14 protein-coding genes, 1 rRNA gene and 1 pseudogene are annotated in these 18,153 nt (G+C 72.1%); 8 read left to right on the plus strand and 8 right to left on the minus strand.

The window, feature by feature from the left end; translation table 11 throughout:
- Nucleotides 1-536 (plus strand): annotated as a pseudogene (locus E1166_RS21400) (hypothetical protein); the annotation flags it as partial.
- A 59-nt stretch (nucleotides 537-595) separates the two neighbouring features.
- On the opposite strand, the gene E1166_RS21405 reads toward E1166_RS21400, so the two are convergent.
- Both E1166_RS21405 and ileS read right to left on the minus strand, forming a co-directional pair.
- Nucleotides 596-1,270: a lysophospholipid acyltransferase family protein gene (locus E1166_RS21405; RefSeq protein ID WP_132341392.1), complete on the minus strand. Its 675-nt coding sequence runs from the start codon at nucleotides 1,268-1,270 to the stop codon at nucleotides 596-598.
- A gap of 133 nt (nucleotides 1,271-1,403) precedes the next feature.
- Entirely contained in the window at nucleotides 1,404-4,610 is a 3,207-nt protein-coding gene (gene ileS, locus E1166_RS21410) for an isoleucine--tRNA ligase (protein ID WP_132341394.1), read from the minus strand.
- Between the two features lie 317 nt (nucleotides 4,611-4,927).
- Between ileS and E1166_RS21415 the strand changes: the two genes are divergently transcribed.
- From E1166_RS21415 to E1166_RS21430, 4 genes are read left to right on the plus strand one after another with little or no spacing between them, the layout of a single operon-like run.
- Nucleotides 4,928-5,941 carry an ArsR family transcriptional regulator gene (locus E1166_RS21415; RefSeq protein ID WP_132341396.1) on the plus strand — a complete coding sequence of 338 codons (1,014 nt, stop codon included), beginning with the start codon at nucleotides 4,928-4,930 and terminating at the stop codon, nucleotides 5,939-5,941.
- A gap of 59 nt (nucleotides 5,942-6,000) precedes the next feature.
- Nucleotides 6,001-7,008: an ABC transporter ATP-binding protein gene (locus tag E1166_RS21420; RefSeq protein WP_132341398.1), complete on the plus strand. Its 1,008-nt coding sequence runs from the start codon at nucleotides 6,001-6,003 to the stop codon at nucleotides 7,006-7,008.
- A gap of 11 nt (nucleotides 7,009-7,019) precedes the next feature.
- Nucleotides 7,020-7,778 (plus strand): ABC transporter permease, encoded by a 759-nt coding sequence (locus tag E1166_RS21425; protein WP_132341400.1) that lies wholly within the window; start codon nucleotides 7,020-7,022, stop codon nucleotides 7,776-7,778.
- Nucleotides 7,779-7,787: 9 nt separating this feature from the next.
- Complete coding sequence (locus E1166_RS21430; protein ID WP_132341402.1) at nucleotides 7,788-8,576, plus strand: ABC transporter permease; 789 nt, start codon at nucleotides 7,788-7,790, stop codon at nucleotides 8,574-8,576.
- Between the two features lie 80 nt (nucleotides 8,577-8,656).
- Here E1166_RS21430 and E1166_RS21435 read toward each other — a convergent pair whose 3' ends face one another.
- Nucleotides 8,657-10,219 carry an alkaline phosphatase D family protein gene (locus E1166_RS21435; protein ID WP_132341404.1) on the minus strand — a complete coding sequence of 521 codons (1,563 nt, stop codon included), beginning with the start codon at nucleotides 10,217-10,219 and terminating at the stop codon, nucleotides 8,657-8,659.
- 188 nt (nucleotides 10,220-10,407) lie between these two features.
- On the opposite strand from E1166_RS21435, the gene E1166_RS21440 reads away from it, so the two are divergent.
- Complete coding sequence (locus E1166_RS21440) at nucleotides 10,408-10,848, plus strand: carboxymuconolactone decarboxylase family protein (protein ID WP_132341406.1); 441 nt, start codon at nucleotides 10,408-10,410, stop codon at nucleotides 10,846-10,848.
- A gap of 55 nt (nucleotides 10,849-10,903) precedes the next feature.
- Here E1166_RS21440 and ndk read toward each other — a convergent pair whose 3' ends face one another.
- Nucleotides 10,904-11,326 carry a nucleoside-diphosphate kinase gene (ndk, locus tag E1166_RS21445; RefSeq protein ID WP_132341408.1) on the minus strand — a complete coding sequence of 141 codons (423 nt, stop codon included), beginning with the start codon at nucleotides 11,324-11,326 and terminating at the stop codon, nucleotides 10,904-10,906.
- Between the two features lie 142 nt (nucleotides 11,327-11,468).
- On the opposite strand from ndk, the gene E1166_RS21450 reads away from it, so the two are divergent.
- On the plus strand, nucleotides 11,469-12,767 hold the full coding sequence (locus tag E1166_RS21450) for a VOC family protein (protein WP_132341410.1): 1,299 nt from the start codon (nucleotides 11,469-11,471) through the stop codon (nucleotides 12,765-12,767).
- Between the two features lie 38 nt (nucleotides 12,768-12,805).
- Here the strand turns inward: E1166_RS21450 and E1166_RS21455 are convergent, their stop codons facing one another.
- From E1166_RS21455 to E1166_RS21465, 3 genes are read right to left on the minus strand one after another with little or no spacing between them, the layout of a single operon-like run.
- On the minus strand, nucleotides 12,806-13,192 hold the full coding sequence (locus E1166_RS21455) for a DUF4233 domain-containing protein (protein ID WP_132341412.1): 387 nt from the start codon (nucleotides 13,190-13,192) through the stop codon (nucleotides 12,806-12,808).
- Entirely contained in the window at nucleotides 13,189-14,523 is a 1,335-nt protein-coding gene (locus E1166_RS21460) for a folylpolyglutamate synthase/dihydrofolate synthase family protein (protein WP_132341414.1), read from the minus strand. The genes E1166_RS21455 and E1166_RS21460 overlap by 4 nt, the downstream gene beginning before the upstream one ends.
- Nucleotides 14,520-17,138, minus strand: coding sequence for a valine--tRNA ligase (locus E1166_RS21465; protein WP_132341416.1), 2,619 nt, complete (start codon nucleotides 17,136-17,138; stop codon nucleotides 14,520-14,522). The genes E1166_RS21460 and E1166_RS21465 overlap by 4 nt, the downstream gene beginning before the upstream one ends.
- A gap of 69 nt (nucleotides 17,139-17,207) precedes the next feature.
- Here E1166_RS21465 and E1166_RS21470 point away from each other — a divergent pair, with 69 nt between their 5' ends.
- Nucleotides 17,208-17,891: a hypothetical protein gene (locus E1166_RS21470; RefSeq protein ID WP_132341418.1), complete on the plus strand. Its 684-nt coding sequence runs from the start codon at nucleotides 17,208-17,210 to the stop codon at nucleotides 17,889-17,891.
- A 138-nt stretch (nucleotides 17,892-18,029) separates the two neighbouring features.
- Here the strand turns inward: E1166_RS21470 and rrf are convergent.
- A 5S ribosomal RNA gene (rrf, locus tag E1166_RS21475) occupies nucleotides 18,030-18,146 on the minus strand.
- Nucleotides 18,147-18,153 lie beyond the last annotated feature (7 nt).

Genomic DNA, 18,153 nt, shown 5'->3' on the forward strand with positions numbered 1-18,153 from the left:
GCCGCTGGCCGTGGGTACTGCTGCTCAGCCTGGCCTGCTGCTGCGGCTGCCCGGCCTGGTTCGGCAAGCCGATGTGGGAGCAGTATCCGGCCGATGCGACGCTGCCACCGCTGGTGGCCGACCTGACGCTGCGCGACGACGCGCGCAGCAAGGCCACCGCCAACCAGTTGACCACCGAGGTACGTGAGGCGAACCTGCTCGCCGAGGACGTCTTCGCCGGCGTCTACGACACCGGGGACGGCAAGCGGGTGACGGTCTTCGGCACCACCGGCTTCCGGCTCAGCCCCGAGGCGGACGCCGAGGATGAGATGACCCGGCTGACCGACACCTACCGGCTGGACCCCTCGGAGCCGGTGGAGACCGGGGTCCGGGGCCGGCACGCCCGTTGTGCCAAGGGTCACACCGACGGTGGCGTGGTGGTCTGCACCTCGGTCGACCACGGCAGCATCACCACCGCGGTCTTCACCCGGCTCTCCGTCGACGACAGCGCCCGCCTGCTGGAGGTGTTGCGCGGTCAGATCGTCACCAACGGGTAGCGCCGGGCGCGGCGTGCCCAACCGTGGGCCGACCCGACCAGCAGACCCCCGCAGGCGGGTCAGCCCGGTTCGCCGCGCCTGGGGGCGTAGCGGGGGACGTACTCCTGGCCGGTGAGCTTCTGGATCTCGGCCATCAACTCGTCGGTCATCGCGCGCAACGAGGTGCGGTCGTCCGGGCGGCCGGTGAAGTCCAGTGGCTTGCCGAACCGGATGATGATCTTCGCTTTGCCCGGCCGGGGCACCCGGACCCCGATGGGCTGGGCCTTGTCGGTGCCGACCATGCCGACCGGGACGATCGGCACACCGGCCGCCACGGCGAGCCGGGCCGCGCCGGTGCGCCCCCGGTAGAGCCGCCCGTCCGGCGAACGCGTCCCTTCCGGATAGACCGCCACCAGCTCCCCCGCCCGCAGCGCGGGAATGGCCGCGTCGAACGCGGACAGTGCCGCCCGTCCACCGGCCCGCTCCACCGGGATCGCGCCCAAACCGGTGAGGACGAACTTCGACAACGCCCCCTTCACCCCGGAGCCGTTGAAGTACTCCGACTTGGCCCAGAACGCCAGGTGACGGGGGACCACGGTGCCGAGGAACAGTTCGTCGGCGACGGAGAGGTGGTTGCCGGCGAAGATCGCTCCGCCGGTCTCCGGGATGTGCTCCAACCCCTCCACGGTCGGGCGGAACGCCAACCGGAGCGCGGGCGCCACGGTGAGCTTGCCGATGGTGTAGAGCAGGGGCACTGGTCCTCCGGCGGTCGCGTACGAACAGGCGGTGTCACGGTAGCGGACCGCTGCCCGTCCACCCCAGCGGGTAGCCGCCCGCCCGACGGGTGGTCCCCCGGCGCGACCCGCCGGCGGACCACCCGTCGGCAGGTCACACCCGCCGCACCACCACCGTCACCCGCTCACCCTCGCCGACCTCGCCGGCAAAGCCGTCGACACCCTCGACGAGGTCGACGCTGTCGGCCAGCACCTCCCGAGCCACGAAGTCCCGGTACGCCGACACCGCCGCGCGGACCTCCTCGCCGGCCGACAGCGCCACCACGATCCGGTCCGACACGTCCAGGTCGGCATCCCGGCGGGCCTGCTGCACCACCCGGACCACGTCCCGGGCCAGCCCTTCCGCGGCCAACTCCGGAGTGACCTCGGTGTCCAGCACCACCACGCCCTCACCGCCGGGCAACGGCGCGGAGTGCTCGGCGTCGGCGGCGACCAGGCGCAGCTCGTACTCGCCCTCGGCGAGGGGCACCCCGGCGGCGACCGGGGTGCCGTCGACCAACTCCCACTCCCCCGCCTTGACCGCCTTGATGACCTGCTGGACGGCCTTGCCGACCCGCGGGCCGAGCGCCCGGGGCACCACGGTCAACACCTGCTGGCAGTGCTGCTGCACCTCGTCGGTGAACTCCACCGCCTTGACGTTGACCTCGTCGGCGACCAGGTCGGCGAACGGCCGCAGCTGCCCCGCCACCGGCGACGCCACGGTCAGCCTCGACAACGGCAGCCGGACCCGCAGCCCCTTGGCCTTGCGCAGCGACAGCGCCACCGAGCAGACGTCCCGCACGGCGTCCATCGCCGCCACCAGGTCGTGGTCGGCCGGGAACTCCTCAGCGGACGGCCAGTCGGTCAGGTGCACCGACCGCTCGCCGGTCAGCCCCCGCCAGATCTCCTCGGCGGTCAGCGGCGCCAGCGGCGCCACCACCCGGCACAGCGTCTCCAGCACCGTCCACAGGGTGTCGAACGCGTCGGCGTCGCCGGACCAGAACCGGTCCCGGGAACGGCGCACGTACCAGTTGGTCAGCGCGTCCAGGTAGGACCGGACGGTGGCGCAGGCGCCGGAGATGTCGTACGCGTCCATCTGCGCCTGCACCGTCGACACCAGCTCGCGCGTCTTCGCCAGCACGTACCGGTCGAGCAGGTTGCCGGCGGCCTCGCCGCCACCGGCCGGCACGGCGTCGGTCGTCCGCTTCGCCCGGTAGCCGTCCGCGTTGGCGTAGAGCGAGAAGAAGTACCAGACGTTCCACAGCGGCAGCAGCACCTGCCGCACCGCGTCCCGGATGCCCGCCTCGGTCACCGGCATGTCGCCGCCGCGCAGCACCGGCGAGGACATCAGCATCCACCGCATCGCGTCCGACCCGTAGGAGTCGAACACGTGGTAGACGTCCGGGTAGTTGCGCAGGCTCTTGGACATCTTGCGCCCGTCGGAGCCGAGCAGGATGCCGTGGCTGAGGCAGTTGCGGAACGCCGGCCGGTCGAACAGCGCGGTGGCCAGCACGTGCATGGTGTAGAACCAGCCGCGGGTCTGCCCGATGTACTCGACGATGAAGTCGCCCGGGTAGTGGTGCTCGAACCAGTCGCGGTTCTCGAACGGGTAGTGCACCTGGGCGAACGGCATCGAACCGGACTCGAACCAGCAGTCCAGCACCTCCGGCACCCGGCGCATCATCGATCGCCCGGTCGGGTCGTCCGGGTTGGGACGGACCAGGTCGTCCACCGCCGGCCGGTGCAGGTCGGTCAGGCGTACGCCGAAGTCCCGCTCGATCTCTTCCAGCGAGCCGTAGACGTCGACGCGCGGGTAGGCCGGGTCGTCGGAGCGCCACACCGGGATCGGCGAGCCCCAGAACCGGTTCCGGCTGATCGACCAGTCCCGGGCGTTGGCCAGCCACTTGCCGAACGAGCCGTCCTTGATGTGCCCGGGCGTCCAGTTGATCTGCTGGTTCAGCTCGACCATCCGGTCCTTGAACCTCGTCACCGCCACGAACCAGGACGACACGGCCTTGTAGACCAGCGGGGTGTCGCAGCGCCAGCAGTGCGGGTAGGAGTGGGTGTAGGTGTCCTGCCGGAACACCACCCCCCGCTCCTTCAGCTCCCGGATCACCGGCTTGTTGACGTCGAAGACCTGCTCACCCTGATAGGGCGGGACCAGGGCGGTGAACCGGGTGTGGTCGTCCACCGTGACGACGGTCGGGATGCCGGCGGCGTTGCAGACGTTCTGGTCGTCCTCGCCGAAGGCCGGGGCCAGGTGGACGACACCGGTGCCGTCCTCGGTGGTGACGAAGTCCGCGCCGAGCACCTGGTAGGCGTTCTCCCCGGCCTGCGCGACGAGGAAGTCGTACAGCGGGGTGTAGCGGCGGCCGGCCAGGTCCGCACCGCGCACGACGCCGACCTGCTCGTACCCGTCCAGTTCCTTGGCGTACGCGGCGAGCCGGGCGGCACCGACGACGTACCGCTGCCCGTCGCGCTCCAGCACCGCGTACTCGATGTCCGGGCCGACGGCGAGCGCCAGGTTCGACGGCAGGGTCCACGGCGTGGTGGTCCAGACGCCGAGGCGCACCGGCCCCCGCAGCAGTTCCGGCGCGTCGTCGTCGGGGGTGAGCGTGAACCACACCGACAGGGTCGGGTCGTGCCGGTCCCGGTAGACGTCGTCCATCCGGGTCTCGGTGTTCGACAGCGGCGTCTCGCACCGCCAGCAGTACGCCAGCACCCGGAAGCCCTCGTAGACCAGCCCCTTGTCGTACAGGGTCTTGAAGGCCCACATGACGCTTTCCATGTAGTCCAGGTCGAGGGTCTTGTAGTCGTTGCCGAAGTCGACCCAGCGGGCCTGCCGGGTGACGTAGCGCTCCCAGTCCTGGGTGAACTCCAGCACCGAGGTACGGCACGCCTCGTTGAACCGGGCCACCCCGAGGTCGAGGATCTCCGCCTTGCTGGTGATGCCGAGCTGCTTCTCGGCGACCACCTCGGCGGGCAGGCCGTGGCAGTCCCAGCCGAACCGCCGCTCCACCCGCCGCCCCCGCATGGTCTGGTAGCGCGGCACCACGTCCTTGACGTACCCGGTGAACAGGTGGCCGTAGTGCGGCAGTCCGTTGGCGAACGGCGGGCCGTCGTAGAAGACGTACTCGTTGTCGGCGGCGCCCGCGCCGCCGCCGGTGCTGTCCGATTGCCGGCGGGACGCCGGCCGCGCCTCGACGGACGCCTCGAAGGTCTTGTCGGCGGTCCAGTGTTCGAGGACCCGGCGCTCGACCGCGGGCAGGTCCGGGCTCGCCGGGACGCCGGCGGCGGTCGGGTCGTGCAACGGATAGACCATCGGGGGTCGCTCTCCTCAGCAGCAGCTCACTCGTGTGGGTCTGCGAGGACGAGCCCCACGGGTACGCCGTCACCGGCGCCCCGGGCGAGGCCCGCGGTACCACCCCGCTTGACGGTCAGGATCGACCGCCCGCTCGTTGGCCGGCTGTGACGGGCCGGACCCGTCCGGTTCTACTGGGCCGGGGTGAGCCGGCTGTTCTTCCGGAGGCTCGCCGGTGATGGCCGGGTCATCGCCTTACGGTGCTCAACGATACTCGACCCGTCGCCGGGCCCGCCGCCGAGTAATCCCGCCCACCGGCCGCGCCCTAGGCTGGGCAGGTGATCCGGATCGAGTTGGACGAGCCGACGGTGGCCCGCACCCGGATCGCCACCAGCCCGCTCTGGGAGGTGATGACCAGCCTGTACCTGCTGCACCGCAACCCGGGCGAGGCGCCCTGGCCGTACACCGGCTGGGCCCGGCACGCCCGACGGGTGCTCGCCGAGGTGCCGGCGACCGGGCCGGCCCGGTTGCTGACCATCGGCTCCCGGGCCCCGGACTTCCTCAGCCCGGTCCCCACGTCGGCCGCGCCGACCCTGGCCCAGCAGCTCGCCGAGCTGCGCTCGACGCCGGCCGAGGTGATCGCGGAGCAGATTTCCCGTTACCACCACCCCGATGACGTGCCCGCCTGGCTGCGCCGGTTCGTCACCGACCGGCAGGCGGCCCTGGACCGGCTCGCCGACGGCATCCAGGCGTACTGGGACGCGGCGATCGCGCCCTGGTGGCCGCCGATGCGGGCGGCGTTGGACGAGGAGGTGCTGCACCGGGCCCGCACGCTCGCCGCCGACGGTCCGGACGCGCTGCTGGGCGACCTGCACGAGCGGGTGCGCTGGGAGAAGCCGGTGCTGAGCCTGGTCAAGCCGCTGGAGCAGCGGTTCGAGGCGGTGAACCAGCGGCTGCTGCTGATCCCGTTGATCTTCTCCCGGGGTGCGCTCGCCTGCTCCACCGACCATCCGGAGGTCGTCGCCGTCTCCTACCAGGCGCGGGGTGCCGCGCTGCTGGCCGAGAACGCGCCCGCCCCGGCGGCGTCCAACGGCACCGATCGGCTCGCTGTGCTGGTCGGGCGGGGGCGGGCCCAGGTGCTGCGGGCGCTCATCCGGCCGGCCACCACCGCCGGCCTCGCCGCGACCCTTCAGCTGGCGCCGAGCACCGTCTCCGAGCAGCTCGCCGCGCTGCTCAACGCCGGGGTGGTGCATCGCCGTCGGGTCGGGCGGCGGGTGCTCTACGGCCTGGAGCCGGCCGGCCTGGCCCTGGTCCAGCTCATCGGCGACGAACCGCTGACCGCCTCTGCCTGAGCATTCGGTCCGATCCGAATTCGTTTCCCCGTCCATCCCGCCGCCCCTAGCCTCCCGTCATGAGCGAGTACGCGATCGAGGCGAGCGGGTTGCGCCGCACCTACCGCAGCCGCACGGGATGGTTGCGCCCCCAGCGCCGGGAGGTGCAGGCGGTCCGCGGCGTCGACCTGACGGTCGGCAACGGGGAGCTGTTCGGCCTGCTGGGCCCGAACGGCGCTGGCAAGACGACCACCATCAAACTGCTGAACACCCTGCTCATCCCGACCGCCGGGACGGCCCGGATCTGCGGCTTCGACGTGGTCGGGCAGACCCGGGAGGTACGCCGCCGGATCGGGTACGTCTTCGGCGGTGACCGGGGCCTCTACGACCGACTCTCCGCGCGGGACAACCTGCGGTACTTCGCCGAGCTGTACGGCGTGCCGGGCCGGGAGCAGAAGCGGCGTATCGCCGAGCTGCTGGAGCTGGTCCGGTTGACCGGCCGGGAGAACGAGCGGGTCGAGAGCTACTCGCGGGGTATGCGGCAGCGGCTGCACATCGCCCGGGGGCTGCTGCACCGGCCACGGGTGCTCTTCCTGGACGAACCGTCGATCGGTGTGGACCCGGTGGCCGCCCGGGAGCTGCGGCAGACCGTCGCCGAGCTGGCCGCCACCGGCACCACCGTCCTGCTGACGACGCACTACATGGCCGAGGCGGACGAGCTGTGCGGCCGGATCGCGGTGATCGCCGGCGGCCGGATCCAGGCCCTCGGCACCCCGGCGGAGCTGCGGCACCACGCCGACGGCCGGCGGGTGCTGGAGGTGGAGGCGTACGGGGTGACCGATGACCGGCTGGCGGTCATCCATGCCCTGCCCGGGGTGCGGGAGGCGAGCCTGGAGGTGGTCGGGGCCGCGCAGGTGCTCGCCGTGCAGTCCGACGCGCGGGTCGACGTGCAGGCCGACGTGCTGCGGGCGCTGGACGGCGTCCGGCTGGGCCGGGTGACCGCCCGGCAGCCCACCCTGGAGGACGCGTACGTGGCGATCGTCAACCGGGTGGACGGGCGCCGGGCCGCCGAGGCGGTGCCGGCGTGAGGACCCTGCGGATGATCGCAGTCGGTGCGTTGCTGCACGCCAAGCAGCTCAGCCGGTCGCCGTTCGAGATCGCCACCGCGCTGATCGTCCCGGTGGTACAGGCCACCCTGGCGGTCTACCTGTTCCGGGCCGGCGGCGAGCCGGGCCGAATGCTGGAGGCGGCGGTCGGCGCGGGCCTGATGGGCGTCTGGTCGTCGGTGCTGTTCGGCTCGGGCGGGGCGATCCAGAACCAACGCTGGCTGGGCACCCTGGAGATGATCATGTTGGCGCCCCGGCCACCCGCGTTGGTGATCCTGCCGATCACGCTGGCCACCGCACTCACCGGCACCTACGCCATGGCCGCCACCCTGTTGTGGGGCCGGTTGCTCTACGGCATCCCGCTGGACTTCGCCGATCCGGTCGCGTTCGCCGTGGCGGTGCCCGGCTGCGTCGTCGGGCTGGGCATGTTCGGTCTGCTGCTGGCGTCGACGTTCGTGCTGCTGCGCAACGCCAACGCGCTGACCAACACGCTGGAGTACCCCATCTGGCTGGTCTCCGGGATGCTCGTGCCGATCACGGTGCTGCCCGGGTGGACCGGCCCGATCGCGGCGGTACTACCCACCACGTGGGGCGCCCGGGCGGTCCGCGAGGCCGCCACCGGCAGCGGTGCGGTCTGGCCGTCGCTCGGCGTCTGCCTGGCGATCAGCATCGGCTGCCTGGCGGCCGGCGCGCTGATGATGACGTACGTCGAGCGGCGGGCGCGGGCCGCCGCCACGCTGGCGCTGGCCTGAGGAGCGACGATGACCGACCTGTTCCGGCTGGTGGGCACCGGTGGCGTGATCGCCTACCGGGCGCTGTTCAACTGGACCACCCCGGCGATGTTCGTCGGCACCCTGCTCGTCGGACCGCTGTTCCAGTTGCTGTTCTTCGCGTACCTGGGCCGGCAGCTCGGGGTCGCCGACGACCGCTTCTACATCGTCGGTAACGCGGTGCTGGCCGCGTCGCTGGCGTGCGTGTTCGGCGGCACCATGGCGGTGTCGAACGAGCGGCGCTTCGGCACCCTCGGGCACGTGCTGCTGTCGCCGCGCAGCCGCACGGCGATCTTCCTCGGCCGGGCTCTGCCGTACGCCGGCAACGGCCTGCTCATCGCGGTGACCACGCTGGGCGCAGCCGCGTTCCTGCTCGGTCTGCGGATACCCGGGTCGGCGCTGCCGGCCCTGCTGCTCACCCTCGCCGTGGCGGCGCTGTCCTGTGGTTTCTTCGGCCTGGCCCTGGGTGCGCTGGGCCTGCGCTTCCGCGACGTCTGGCTGGTGTCCAACGTGTCGGTGGCGCTGCTGCTCCTGCTCACCGGCGTGAATGTGCCGGCCGCCGAACTTCCGGCCGGGATGCGCCTGGCGGGCCAGTTCCTCCCGATCACCCACGCGGCCGAGGCCGCCCGCCGCCTCGCGGCCGGTGACGGTCTGTCCGCGGCGGCGGCCCCGCTGGTGGCGGAGGCGGCGGTCGGCCTGGCGTACGCGGTCCTCGCCGCCGCCCTGCTGAAGCTCTTCGAGGCCGAGTCCCGTCGCCACGCCTCGCTGGACACCCTCTGAGCCCACCGGGCACCGGTCACGATGGGGTCGACGGCAAGCCGTCGACCCCATCGTGACCAGCCGCCGGGGTCGGGGCGGATTTACGGGGCCGGCAGGGTGGTGGTCCACAGGGAGCGACCGTCACGGTCGCGCAGGTGGACCGTGAGGGCGCGGCTTGCGGCGTCGATGTTCACCTCACCGAAGTGCTGGAAGCCCTCCGCGGGTGAGATGTTGGCACGTGGCGGCGCGTGCACGAACACGGCCCTCGGACCGAACGTGCCGTCGAGGCGGTTCGGGCCGAACGCGCCGGCGTGCGCCGGGCCGGAGACGAACTCCCAGAACGGCGTGAAGTCGGCGACCGCTGCCCGCGCCGGGTCGTAGTGGTGCGCCGCGGTGTAGTGCACGTCGGCGGTGAGGAACACGATCCCGGTCACCCCGGCCCGGTGTGCCGCGGCGAGCACCTGCGCGAACTCCAGCTCCCGACCCGCCGGCACGCCCGGGTCGCCCTGGGCCACGCCCTCCAGGGCGGCCGAACCGTCCGGCACCACCAGACCGAGCGGCAGGTCGATCGCGATCACCTTCCAGGTCGCCCGCGAGCGGGTCAGCTCCCGGATCAGCCACTCCCGCTGCTCGCGGCCGAGCAGGCCCCGACCCGGGTCGGGGTACGTGTTGCCGTCGTTCGGGTCCTTCCAGGTCCGCATGTCGAGGACGAAGACGTCCAGCAGCGGCCCGTACGGCAGCCGCCGGTACAGCGGGCCGCGAACCGGGGTGGGCAGCCACTCGTCGAAGGCCTGCCGGGCGCGGGCGGCGAGCACGTCGACCCGCTTCTCGGTGTACCGGGCGTCGGTCAGCACCTCACCCGGGTACCAGTTGTTGGTTACCTCGTGGTCGTCCCACTGGTTGACCTGCGGCACCTCGGCGACGAACGCGCGCAGGTGCTCGTCGAGCAGGTTGTACGCGTACTGGCCCCGGAACTCGGCCAGCGTCTCGGCGACCTTGCTCTTCTCCGGCGTCACCAGGTTCCGCCAGACCCGCCCGTCCGGCAGCGTCACGGTCTCGGTCAGCGGGCCGTCGGCGTATACCGTGTCACCGCTGCACAGGAAGAAGTCGGGGCGGGCGGCCCGCATCGCGGCGAAGATCGACATGCCGCCGAAGTCGGGTGCGATTCCCCAGCCCTGCCCGGCGATGTCGCCGGTCCAGACGAACCGCACGTCGCGGCGCTCCCGCCCACCGGGGGCGGTGCGCAGCGACCCGGTGAGCGGCTCGCTGACCAGCCCCGGCCGGTCCAGGCTCTCCACCCGCACCCGGTAGTACAGGCGCTCGCCGCAGGGCAAGCCGCGCAGCCGCACCTTCCCGGTGAAGTCCCTGGTCGGGTCCAGCACCGGCCCACGCAGCCGCCGGGCCCCGCGCAGGTCCGGCCGCCGGCTCACCTCCACCAGCATCCGGCCCGGCCGGTCCGCCCGGGTCCACACCACGGCCGATTCGGCGGACACGTCGCCGCTCTGCACCCCATGGCTCAGCACGGGGCGGCCCGACGGGCGCCACCCGGGCGCGCCGGGCACGCGGGCGGCCGCGCCGGCTCCGCCGAGAAGCGCACCGCCGGCGACTCCCGCGCCTGCCACCAGGCCGGCTCGCAGCAGCGTACGTCGATCAAGCTCGGTCATCTTTCCTCCCGGATCGGGGACTGACCCCGTCGGTCTACCGAGCCGACATGACCGGCGGTCGCGACCCGGGTGACCGCAGTGGGAACGGCGACTGTCGTGCCGCATGACCAGGGTCACACCCCTGTGCCGTCACGCCGGGTGCCGCCGGCTCGTCGGGTCCGTGTCCGACATCGACAGGGGAGGTTGTCATGCAGCGAATCAACGTGGCCGAGGTGGCGCCGGAGGCGTACCAGGCGGTGCTGGGGCTGGAGCGCTACGTTCGGGCGAACGTCGAGCACACCGTGCTGGAACTGGTCAAGCTGCGGGCGTCGATTTTGAACGGCTGCGCGTTCTGCGTCGACATGCACAGCCGCGAGGCGCTCGCGGCGGGCGAGTCGAACCGGCGGCTGTTCGCGGTGGCCGCCTGGCGGGAGGCACCGTTCTTCGACGAGCGGGAGCGGACCGCGCTGGCGCTCACCGACGCGGTCACCCGCCTCGGCGAGCACGGCGTCCCCGACGACGTCTGGGACGACGCGGCGAAGGTGTGGTCGCAGAAGGAGCTGGTCGATCTGATGATGGCGATCAGCGTCATCAACGTGTGGAACCGGATCGCGGTGACCACCCGCGCCCAGCCCCCGGCCGAGGTCTGAGCTTGCGGACACGACGACGCCCGGGCCGGATCACCGGCCCGGGCGTGGTGACGGCTCAGCCCAGCCCGGGGAACCAGAGCACGATCTCCCGCTTGGCGCTGTCGACCGAGTCCGAGGCGTGCACCAGGTTCTCCCGGTTCGACAGGGCCAGGTCGCCGCGGATGGTGCCGGCGGCGGCCCGACGGCCGTCGGTGACGCCGATCATGCCCCGGACCACCTCGATCACCTGGTCACCGGCGAGCACCAGCGCCACCAGCGGCCCACTGGTCATGAACGCCTTCAGCGGCGGGTAGAACGGCTTGTCCACATGCTCGGCGTAGTGCTGGTCGGCGAAGTCGCCGTCCAGCGTCCGCGTCTGCATGGCGTCGATCCGCAGGCCCTTGCGCTCGAAACGGGAGATGATCTCACCGACCAGGCCCCGGCGGACCGCGTCAGGCTTGATCAGTACGAGCGTGCGCTCGTCCGGGCTGCTGGACACGCTGGGTTCCTCCTGTGCGCACAAGACGGTCGGGCTGGGTACGGTCAGCCTACCGACCCGGTCCCGGTGTCGGCCCGGCGGCTGTTCCTTCCCTCGGTTGCCGGATCGGCCTAGCCTGGCCATGACCCCCGGGAGGTCCACTGTGGCGAATGGCGGAAACCGTCCCATCGCACCGGTACGCAAGCTGATCGCCGCGGTGCTGGGCACCGTGGCCACGTTCATCGTGCTGTTCGGCCTCGGCATGACGAGCTGGGCGATCGTGGCCCTCGGCGTGGCCCTGCTGGTGTTGGCCGTCGCCCTGGCCACCGTACGCGGCGGCGGGCGCACCTGGGTGGTCGGTGTGGGGCACGTGCACAGCGCCTCCGAACCGCCCACCCAGTACGCCTTCGGCCGCTGTGAACTCCAGCTGGTGATCGACGCGCCCGGCATGCCGCCCCGCTCCAAGAAAATCATCGAGCCGCGGGTACCGGTGGCGAAGTGGCCGTCGCTCGGGCAGGCCCTGCCGATCCGGGTGGCGCTGGACGACCAGCGGCACATCCGGGTGCTCTGGGACGAGGTGCCCACCCACGCCGAAAGCGCCGTCGCGGCCGACCTGCCCCCGGAGTACGCCGGCACCGAACCGGTCGAGGATGTGCTGATCGCGCAGGAGGACCCGCCGTGGGTCGGCCGCCCGGCCGACGACGACCTCCACGACGACCTGCGCGACGAGTTCCGCGACCCGCCGCCGGCCGACCCGCTCGGCGACCCGCTGGGCGCGCCGGTGACGCCCGAGCAGCGGGAGCCGGTGGTGGTCCACCAACGGCCCGGCGGGCCGGTGGTGCTGGAGGGCATCCTCGTCGAGCAGCCGCAGACCGGGCTGCCCCACCGGGCCACCCCCGCGCCCCGGCCGCCCGCCGAGGAACGCTTCGACGCGCCGACGGCCGGCCCGTTCGACGACCCGGTCGACGTCGCGCTGGACGATCCGCGGTCGACGGACCGGATCGACCCGGACGAGCTGGACGAGCTGGACGAGCTGGACGAAGCGATTTTCGGGTACGACCCGGAGGCGGAGCCGACGGACGGCACCGCTCCGATCAGCGGCGTCGGCCTGACCCTGTTGGTCACCGACCTGTCCCGCTCGCTGGATTTCTACCGGTCGCTCGGCTTCACCGAGGTCGACCGGGGCTCCGGCAACGCGGTGCTCGCCTCCGGCGGCACCCGGCTGGTACTGCGCGAGATCACCGAGGCCGCCCCGGTCAGCCGCCGGCTGGTGCACGTCAACCTGGAGGTCGACGACATCGACGCCGCCTACCACCGACTCAAGGACTCCGGCGTCAGGTTCACGTACGCACCCCGGGTGGTCAACCGGGGCAGCCGGCTGGAGGTCTGGGCCGCCGCCTTCCGTGACCCGGACGGCCACGGCGTCGCGCTGACCCAGTGGCGGGAACGCGCCGAGGCGTGACCCGGCCGGACCGCCGGTACGCCGACGGCCCGGCCCGCTCAGCCCAGGACGACCCGGCGCACGTGCAACCCGTACGCCCACACCAGGCCGAACATCACGCCCAGCCCGAACAGCGACCAGTGCAGCAGCCCGCAGAGCAGCAGCAACCCCTGCAGCACGGTGCCGGCGTGCCAGGCCCACGACCGGCGCATCATCCCGGCCAGCACTACACAGGCGGCCGCCAGCGCGACGATCGCCGCGATGGCGGGCCCGCCCAGGTCCCCGCCGACCAACCGGATCGGCTGGACCGCCAGCAGCAGCACCACCGCCTCCAGGACGAGGAGCCCGGCGCCCAGCCCTCGCATCGCCTTCTCCGGGTCGCGCAGCCCGGAGCGGCGTCGACCCTCGGGCCCGGCATCCGGGCGTTTCCCGGCCGGGTCGGTCATCGCTTCAAGAGCCGGCGGGCGTCGGCCACGGTCACCACCGATCCGGTGATCAGCACACCCACCCCGGCGAGCTCGCCGGGAACGTTCACCTCGGTCTCGGCGACGGCCGCCTCGATGGCGTCGGGCATCGCTTCGGCGACCTGCACCCGCTCGGGCCCGAAGACCTCGCGGGCCAGCTCGGCCAGGTCGTCGGCGGGCATCGCCCGGGGCGAGCTGTTGCCGGTCACCACGATCGAGTCGAGCACCGGCTCCAGCAGTTCCAGCAGGCTGGTGGCGTCCTTGTCGGCGAGCACCGCCAGCACCCCGACCAGCTTGCTGAAGGCGAACTCCTCCTGCAACGCGGTCACCGTGGCGGCCATCCCGTGCGGGTTGTGCGCGCCGTCGAGCAGAATCGTGGGCGCGTTGCGTACCTTCTCCAGCCGGCCCGGCGAGCTGGTTGCGGCGAAACCTTCCCGGACGGTCTCCACGTCGAGCTGCCGCCGGGCTCCCGCGCCGAGGAACGCCTCGACCGCGGCGAGCGCCACCGCCGCGTTCTGCGCCTGGTGCGCGCCGTGCAGCGGGACGAACACCTCCTCGTACACCCCGCCGAGGCCCTGGATGCTCAGCACCTGCCCACCGACGGCGACGGCCCGGCGCAGCACACCGAACTCGGAGCCCTCGCGGGCGACGGTCGCGCCCACCTCCACGCAGCGTTCCAGGATGGGCCGGGCCGCCTCGTCGTCCTGCGCCGCGCAGATCACCGTGGCCCCCGGATGGATGATCCCCGCCTTGTGCAGGGCGATGTCCTCCAGCGTGTCGCCGAGCCACTCGGTGTGGTCCAACCCGATCGGCGTCAGCACCGCCACGCCGGCCTGGAGCACGTTGGTGGCGTCCTCCGCGCCGCCGAGCCCCACCTCGACCACCGCCACGTCGACGGGCGCGTCGGCGAACGTGGCGAAGGCCAGCGCGGTGGTCATGTCGAAGTAGGTCAACGGCTCGGACGACCGCTGGTCGACAAGTTCGGCCAGCGGCGCCACCTCGCGGTACGTCGCGACGAACCGTTCCTCGCTGACCGGCTCGCCGTCCAGGCTGATCCGCTCCCGCACCGTTTCCAGGTGCGGGCTGGTGTACCGCCCGGTGTGCAGGCCGAAGGCCCGCAGCAGCGAGTCGATCATCCGGGCCGTGGACGTCTTACCGTTGGTTCCGGTCAGGTGGATCGCCGGGTACGCCCGCTGCGGGCTGCCGAGCAGGTCGAGCAGGGACTCGATGCGGTCCAGCTCGAACGCCATGCGGGTGAAGCCGCGGCTGGCCAGCTCGGCGTCGACGGTGGCGAATTCGGTGTGGTCGGTCACGAGGGAAGCGCCTCCAGCGCGGCGTCGATCCGCAGAAGGTCGGCCTCGGCGGTCGCCAACCGTTCCCGGATCTTCGCCACCACGTGCTCGGGTGCCTTGCCCACGAAGGCCGGGTTGTCCAGCTTCGCGCGGGCCTGCGCGACCTCCTTCCCGGCGGCGGCGCGGTCCTTGGTGAGCCGGGCGCGCTCGGCGGCCACGTCGATCGAGCCCCGGGTGTCCAGTTCGACGCTGACCTCGCCGGGCATGGCGAGGGTCGCGCTGGCCTGGAAGCCGTCACCGGGGGCGTCGAGCCGAACCAGGGAGCGGATCAGCCGCTCGTGTCCGGCGATACCCGCCACCGCCAGCCCGTCGAGCCGCGCCGCCACCCGCTGCGTCGGCCGCAGCCCCTGGTCGGAGCGGAACCGCCGGATCTCGGTGACCACCCGCTGGACGGTGCCGACCTCGGCCTCCGCGGCGTCGTCGATCCCGGTACGGTCGGCGACCGGCCAGGATGCCGTCATGACCGTCTCGCCGCCGGTGAGCGCGGTCCACAGCTCCTCGGTGACGAACGGGATGACCGGGTGCAGCAGTCGCAGCAGCTGGTCCAGCACGTGCCCGAGGACCCGGCGGGTGGCCTCGGCCGCTGCGCCGCCCTCGGCGAGCACCGGCTTGCTGAGCTCCACGTACCAGTCGCAGACATCGTCCCAGGCGAAGTGGTACAGCAGGTCGCAGACCTTCGCGAACTCGTACGCCTCGAACTGCTCGTCCACCTCGGCGGTGACGTGCGCCAGCCGGGACAGGATCCACCGGTCGACCGTGGACAGCTGGTCGGCGGCCGGCAGCGGCCCCTCGGTGTGCGCGCCGTTGAGCAGCGCGAACCGGGTGGCGTTCCACAGCTTGTTGCAGAAGTTGCGGGAGCCCTGGCACCACTCCTCGCTGACCGGCACGTCGCCACCCGGGTTCGCGCCCCGGGCCAGGGTGAAGCGGGTGGCGTCCGCGCCGTACCGGTCGATCCAGTCCAGCGGGTCGACCACGTTGCCGAACGACTTGGACATCTTCTTGCCGTGCTGGTCGCGGACCATGCCGTGCAGGGCCACCGTGTCGAACGGCTGCACCCCGTCCATCGCGTACAGGCCGAACATCATCATCCGGGCGACCCAGAAGAACAGGATGTCGTAACCGGTGACGAGCACGCTGGTCGGGTAGAACTTCGCCAGGTCGGCGGTCCGCTCCGGCCAGCCGAGGGTGGAGAAAGGCCACAGGCCGCTGGAGAACCAGGTGTCCAGGACGTCCTCGTCCTGCCGCCAGCCCTCGCCGGTGGGGGGCGTCTCGTCGGGGCCGACGCAGACGATCTCGCCGTCCGGGCCGTACCAGACGGGGATGCGGTGGCCCCACCAGAGCTGCCGGGAGATGCACCAGTCGTGCATGTTGTCGACCCAGGCGAAGTAGCGCTTGGCCAGCTCGGCCGGCTCGATCGTCACCCGCCCGTCGCGGACGGCGTCGCCGGCGGCCTTGGCCAGCGGGGTGGTGTTGACGAACCACTGCAGCGACAGCCGCGGCTCGACCGTGGTCCGGCAGCGGGAGCAGTGCCCCACCGCGTGCACGTACGGCCGCTTCTCGGCGACGATCCGGCCCTGCTCGCGCAGCGCCGCGACGATCGCGGGGCGGGCCTCGTACCGGTCCAGCCCCTGGAACGGGCCGTGCGCGGTGATGACACCCCGCTCATCCATGATCGTGAGCGACGGCAGGTCGTGCCGCTGGCCGATCTCGAAGTCGTTCGGGTCGTGCGCGGGCGTCACCTTCACCATGCCGGTGCCGAAGGCCGGGTCGACGTGCTCGTCGCCGACGATCGGGATCCGGCGTCCGGTCAGCGGCAACTCGACCTCGGTGCCGATGAGGTGCCGGTACCGCTCGTCGGCGGGGTGCACCGCCACCGCGGTGTCGCCGAGCATCGTCTCGGCGCGGGTGGTGGCTACCACGACCTCGTCGCTGTACCGGATCGAGACCAGTTCGCCATCGTCGTCGGTGTGCTCCACCTCGATGTCGGACAGCGCGGTGAGGCAGCGCGGGCACCAGTTGATGATCCGGTTGGCCCGATAGATCAAGCCGTCGTCGTACAGCTTCTTGAACATGGTCTGCACGGCGCGGGACAGGCCCTCGTCCATGGTGAAGCGCTCGCGGTCCCAGTCGACGGAGTCGCCGAGGCGACGCATCTGGCCGAGGATGGCGCCGCCGGATTCGGCCTTCCACTGCCAGACCCGCTCGACGAACTTGTCCCGGCCGAGGTCGTGCCGGGACAGCCCCTGCCCGGCGAGCTGCCGCTCGACCACGTTCTGGGTGGCGATGCCGGCGTGATCCATGCCGGGCAGCCAGAGCGCCTCGTGGCCCTGCATCCGCTTGCGGCGCACCAGCGCGTCCTGAACGGTGTGGTCGAGCGCGTGTCCCATGTGCAGCGAGCCGGTGACGTTCGGCGGCGGGATGACGATGGCGAAGGGGGGCTTGTCACTTTCCGCCGATGCCCGGAAGTGGCCGGCGGCCACCCACTGCTCGTACCGTCGCTGCTCTACCTCGCCGGGCTGGTACTGGCCGGCGAGGGTCGGGGCGTCGGGGCGTCGGGCATCCAGTCTCTCGGTCACCCTGAAAGTCTACGGAGCGCTTCGGCGGACCTGACGTGCGCCACCTCTCCCTCGCGTACGGTGGCGAACATGTCCGAAGCACATCTCAGCGAGCGCGAGCTGATCGACGGGCCGGAACCGGTCCACCTGTCCGACGAGCCGATCCGGCTGAGCAACCACGACCCGGCGGCCGACGCCGACACCGGGGCCGGGCCGTTCCGCAGCCGGCGGGTCGCCCTGGGCGTCGCACTCGCCGTCGCGTTGGGCGGCCTCGGTGCCTTCGGCACCCTGGGGTGGCGGATCGCCGAGCAGAAGGACACCCGGTTGGACACCCCGCAGAGCGTGGCCGGCCTGACCCGGGACGACTCGGAGGGGGCGCGCAGCACCGCCGACTACCTGCGCAGCGGCTTCGCCGCCGACATCGAACTGGACTACAGCTTCGGCACCGTCTATCGCGATCCGGCCGGGCCGACCGACTCCCCGGTGTTGCTGTTCGGCGGCACAGCGCTGATATGGCGACCGGAGCGGGATCTGGACAGCCTCTTCGGGTTGATGGCCGATGAGACCGGCAAGGTGGCCGGGCTGCGCGAGGTGTCGGCGGGCCGGCTCGGGGGCGTGATGAAGTGTGGCACCACCCGTGGCACCGAGGGCTTCACCGTGTGCGGCTGGGCCGACCACGGCAGCGCGGTGATGGGGATGTTCCCGAACCGTTCGGTGGACGATGCCGCCGGCCTGTTCCGGCAGATCCGCGAAGCCATCCAGACCCGGGGCTGACGGCCGGTCCGCCTCCGCGGCTCTTCCCCGGGTACGCGCACCACGCTTAGCTTCGGCCAGTCGTGGCTGGTGTTTTGGGTCGGGTATGCAGTTCAGGGCCACCCCCGACCGGGGGGTGACCCTGAACCATGAAGAATTGTCCGGCGGTGTCCTACTCTCCCACACCCTCACGAGTGCAGTACCATCGGCGCTGGAGGGCTTAGCTTCCGGGTTCGGAATGTTACCGGGCGTTTCCCCTCCGCCATGACCGCCGTAACACTAT

Origin of the sequence: Micromonospora sp. KC213, assembly GCF_004348325.1 — a bacterium.
Taxonomy (GTDB): Bacteria; Actinomycetota; Actinomycetes; order Mycobacteriales; family Micromonosporaceae; genus Micromonospora.

Excerpts from the sequence above, each read along its gene's own strand:
- E1166_RS21425 (WP_132341400.1), top strand. The coding sequence starts at position 7,020 with ATGATCGCAGTCGGTGCGTTGCTGCACGCCAAGCAGCTCAGCCGGTCG.
- E1166_RS21430 (WP_132341402.1), top strand. The coding sequence starts at position 7,788 with ATGACCGACCTGTTCCGGCTGGTGGGCACCGGTGGCGTGATCGCCTAC.
- ileS (WP_132341394.1), bottom strand. The coding sequence starts at position 4,610 with ATGGTCTATCCGTTGCACGACCCGACCGCCGCCGGCGTCCCGGCGAGC.
- E1166_RS21470 (WP_132341418.1), top strand. The coding sequence starts at position 17,208 with ATGTCCGAAGCACATCTCAGCGAGCGCGAGCTGATCGACGGGCCGGAA.
- E1166_RS21435 (WP_132341404.1), bottom strand. The coding sequence starts at position 10,219 with ATGACCGAGCTTGATCGACGTACGCTGCTGCGAGCCGGCCTGGTGGCA.
- E1166_RS21440 (WP_132341406.1), top strand. The coding sequence starts at position 10,408 with ATGCAGCGAATCAACGTGGCCGAGGTGGCGCCGGAGGCGTACCAGGCG.
- E1166_RS21455 (WP_132341412.1), bottom strand. The coding sequence starts at position 13,192 with ATGACCGACCCGGCCGGGAAACGCCCGGATGCCGGGCCCGAGGGTCGA.
- E1166_RS21420 (WP_132341398.1), top strand. The coding sequence starts at position 6,001 with ATGAGCGAGTACGCGATCGAGGCGAGCGGGTTGCGCCGCACCTACCGC.